Genomic DNA, 4,361 nt, shown 5'->3' on the forward strand with positions numbered 1-4,361 from the left:
CCCCCCTGTGATAATGGTTCCGCCTAAAAACAGATGGAATAAGCCAAGATGAACCAGAATCAGGAGGGTTTGAATGAACTGATTGCCAAATATAATGAATAATCTTGGAGCCAGATGAGGGAAAAGATGTGTCCAGAGTAAATGCTTGTTGCTGCCGCCCAGCAATTTTGCCGAAAGTACGAAATCTTTTCTTCCTATCAGTTTCAGTTCGTTACCGATTAATACGGTCGTTAAGGGCAAAACCAGAATGATAAGTATGATTGCTTCATATATAAGGCGCTCAAACATTGAATTTTCCCACCCAAGCACGGGCAAGCCCCACAATACAGGTCTTAGCAATAAGTAAGCAATCAGGCTTAAAGGAAGGAAATGAATGGAATCAACCATCCGATTGATCCAATTCTTCTTGTTTTCTTTTAAGTAAAAATGATATGCAACCCCAAGATAAAATCCTCCTATCACTCGCAAAAAAGCGACAACAAGTGCAAATACTAATGTATATTTTGCACCTACAATCAGTTGATCCAGAATGCTGTATCCATAAATATCCGAGCCAAGGATCATTTCACCAAACGGCTTATGCGGAGGAGAAGAAATAATCCTTCCTTCATCATTTTGCATAAATTGAATGAATTTGATTGGGTTTTCTTTAAATATGGAATAACCGAAACTGTATACAATCATTAAGATAAGCACACTGCAGCCTACAGCAAATTTAGGGTTGTGCATATGCTGCCACCACAACCTTCTTATATTAGAGAACCACTCCCAGATCTTCCATTCTGTCCAATTGTCCTTATCCTTCTTATACTTCGTTTCATCTTCATTGCGTCCAACATTTACCCAAAGATAGACACCTTGGTATACAACAAAGAACGGAGTGAAAATAAGAATAAGTGAAATAGCAATGACCATCGGCCTGAAATCCTGGACGATGTAATATGTAATTCCTCTCATATTGAAGATTGTTTCAATCACAAATAAACTTGAGAGCATTCCCCAGATAATGATTTTGCCGTGGTAGAAAAAGCTCGGTGATATGTTTTTCAGAACATGAGACAACAAGATTTTCCCTTTGGACATTCCTTTACTTTGTGCAAATTCTATATGCGGTTTTATCAGTTCTTCCTCTGTAATCAATAGCAGGATTCGAAAGAATGATATCATGGGAATGACTGAGAGGGTAATCATGGGGGCTAAATAGATTTTTTCATCGCCCAATTCTGTAAACTGCATCAGCTCATATCCGAATTTTTTAAAGATATATACGATAAACAGCTGGAGCATAAAAGCAAACAACAAATCAGGAACTGTTTCCAGCGTGTTCAGGAGCTTCTTAAGAAACGACGACAGCCAGCGGGGGAGAAATACAGTGATGACGGTTAAGATAAACGCCAATACAAGACCAATAGCCAAGGCACCGCCTAACACCTGTAAAGAATACAGATACGGCTCCAAAAGCATATCCATGAAATGTACAGTATATCCTTTATAAGAGTAACTCCAGCTCTCTTTATCCATAAATGCATAGATAAACCTGATGATTTCCTCGAGGTAACCAATAAAATTATACAGCCCCCTCTCCCTGACCGCTTGAGGAGCTACGCTTATTGCCATAATTCCGAGAAGGCCAAGAATATAATAAAAAACCAATTTCAATGGAACTCTCACAAGCTTCATGTTTATTCCCCTTTTTATCTTTTTCTTAAAGTCTATTTTAACCTTTTCATTTTCTAAATTTTATTTCAATAAAAATAATTCGTTACAAATACAGTGCCGTTGCCTGCCCCATCCCATTTTTCCGTTAAGAAGACCAGGTTTCCAGTCCTCTATAACTGAACCCCTGGTCTTTTTCATCATTAAGCAAGAAGCTGCTTACTGGGTCTGCCCAAATAATATCCCTGACCAAGGGTGATTCCCAGCTCTTTGGCCACAAGCATATCTTCTTCCTGTTCAATGCCCTCTAATATGATCAGTGTTTCGCTTCCATAAAATTGATTAAAGAAAGAGAGGAAACGCTGCTTCCTTTCACTCTCAGCCAGGTTTTTGGCAAAGTATCGATCGAGCTTAATGATATCCGGTTCAAATTCTATGGATTTTTTGATAGATGCTGTACCCTGCCCGAAATCATCAATCGCATATAAAACATCATAGTGTTTTAAATTTTTCAAAGTCGTCGCCAATAAAGGATTCTGCCATAGTTCGTCCGGAGTGGACTCATTCAGCTCAAGTACAAGCCTCCCGCTTAGAGCGGGAAATAACTCCATAAGATAATCAAAATACGTGTGAAAACTGGGATGTAAGATTGTTGTGATATACACATTCACGAATAGCTTCCCACTCTGATTTCGATTATGGAAGAATCCTTCGATTGCTTTGGAGATCGATAAGGTATCAAGTTTATATAATATATTTGCCTTCATGGCAGACTGAAAGAGCTTCTCAGGATTCATCTTCTGTGTATTCCGGAGCAGTGCTTCGTATCCATAAAGTGATTGAGACTGTTCAATTGTATATAAAGGCTGGTAATCATGATAGATAAAGTCATCTTGGAAAATCGAAAATATATTCATATATCCCCTGTACTTTCTATATCGTAAGTTTTTGAAACGCTATAAGAAAAAAGACCACATGAAAGAACGCAGATGCGTCCGTATGTGGTCGGTTGCGCTACTAGCTCCCCTGAATGCAAGCGCCCATCTATCATTTCAGGTTCAAAGCTCCCAATGCGAAATTTATCATTTTATGTAGAATAGGATTATATTAAGTAAAATATACCATAAAATTAGTTCCTTTGGTGTGTTTCATCTTTATTTTTTAGAAAATTTAAAATACACCTCCTCATCTGGAGACGTACGGGCTGCCCTTGACCCAGAAACGATACGGATAATCTCTTGCTTCCCCGGTGTTATCGATTCCGATTCTTTTGCCGCAAGCAATTTCATCAGGCGTATATCCCTCTGCGATGATAAGCGGCGGTTCTGTATAAAAGCTCCCATAGTCTACCATTGTGATTCCTAAGGCTTTTGTCAATTTACCAGGTCCGCTCGTCCAGTTTTTCATCGGCTGGCCTTTCCTCCTTTCTTTCATTAAGCCAAGTCCCTCCAACGGTTCAACAGCCCTTATCAGTATTGCATTGGGCACACCTGCTGCTGCAGCTACGACATTGACCAGACAGTGGGTATGCATTAAATATGTATAGACACGGCCAGCTTCATGAAACATGATTTCCGTTCGTTTTGTCCGGCGGTTACCGAAGCTGTGGGCTGCCCTGTCTTCAGGCCCGAGATAAGCTTCTGTTTCAACGATGTAGCCTGAAGCGATTCCTTCCTCTGTTTCCTTTACCAATACGCAGCCTAAAAGGGCTTGTGAGAGTTCTAAAGTCGGCTGATTATAAAAAGAAAGAGGCAATGGTGTATAGTTCATCGTTCCACATCCTTTCAGTCTATCCTAACCTTATACTTCCACATTGTTTTCAGGAGAAAACAACATTTTTTTATGTACTTTCCATTATCTCCTTAAACCGGTCAACACCTCCAGCGGAATGGCTTCCACTCGTCTTCCATTTCTTCCTGAAGTCGTTTCCGCTTTCGCCAGGGCATTCCATATTGCTTCCTCGACACAATCCACTGCCATCTCGAAAAGCATGGAAATCATCTCCCCATCCTCTTTAATGAACGAGTATGTCATCGTGTTGTGCTCAGGAGGTTGATGTGGAATCTTGTGAGCAGTGGAAAAGGCAAGGACGATATCACCGCTTCCGTGTGCTGCATAAGAGCCTGTTCTCGAAAGACCGAATGACGCACGTTTCGCCAGTCTTTTGAGCTGCCTTTCATTCATAGGGGCATCCGTGGCCAAAATAATCATAATCGACCCATCCGGAATTTCCCGTTCTCCTTCATTCTCCACAGAGATGCGCAGGTCAGTCCGCCGGCCGAAATTTGTTACAACAAGCGCAGCGACTGAATAATGATCATCATAAAATTTGTATTCCCTGGAACTGGTGCCGATACCACCCTTGTATCCAAGACAGAGCATCCCTGTTCCAGCACCGACGCACCCTTCTTCAATGAACCCCGAGTGTGCATTAAGTATCGCTTCCCTGGCATCATCCGGGGATACATGAAGTCCCCTGATGTCATTCAGATATCCATCATTGCACTCCCCGACGAATACATTGACCGTCCCCGTCGTGTCTCCAATCTCCGGGGTTTCCTCCATCAGATATTGAATTGTTCCCCTCATTACATCTCCGACAGAAAGTGTATTGGTAAGCATGATCGGACTTTCCAGCACACCCAATTCCTCGATTTGAATGGTTCCCGCGGTCTTGCCGAACCCATTGATGATATGTGTGGCTG

At 41.5% G+C, this 4,361-nt stretch carries 4 protein-coding genes and 1 riboswitch; all 4 genes read right to left on the reverse strand.

What is annotated here, in order from left to right; translation table 11 throughout:
- On the reverse strand, positions 1-1,680 hold a 1,680-nt coding region (locus HP456_RS20375; protein WP_172254515.1), incomplete at its 3' end, for an ABC transporter permease subunit.
- A gap of 179 nt (positions 1,681-1,859) precedes the next feature.
- Positions 1,860-2,573: an EAL domain-containing protein gene (locus HP456_RS20380; protein WP_172254517.1), complete on the reverse strand. Its 714-nt coding sequence runs from the start codon at positions 2,571-2,573 to the stop codon at positions 1,860-1,862.
- Between the two features lie 77 nt (positions 2,574-2,650).
- Positions 2,651-2,733: riboswitch (cyclic di-GMP riboswitch) on the reverse strand.
- Between the two features lie 108 nt (positions 2,734-2,841).
- Entirely contained in the window at positions 2,842-3,426 is a 585-nt protein-coding gene (locus HP456_RS20385; protein ID WP_172254519.1) for a DNA-3-methyladenine glycosylase, read from the reverse strand.
- Positions 3,427-3,510: 84 nt separating this feature from the next.
- A partial coding sequence (locus HP456_RS20390) for a P1 family peptidase (RefSeq protein ID WP_172254521.1) occupies positions 3,511-4,361 on the reverse strand: 851 nt, incomplete at its 5' end.

The sequence above is a fragment of the Bacillus haikouensis genome (assembly GCF_013179555.1).
Lineage (GTDB): Bacteria > Bacillota > Bacilli > Bacillales > Bacillaceae_B > Rossellomorea > Rossellomorea haikouensis_A.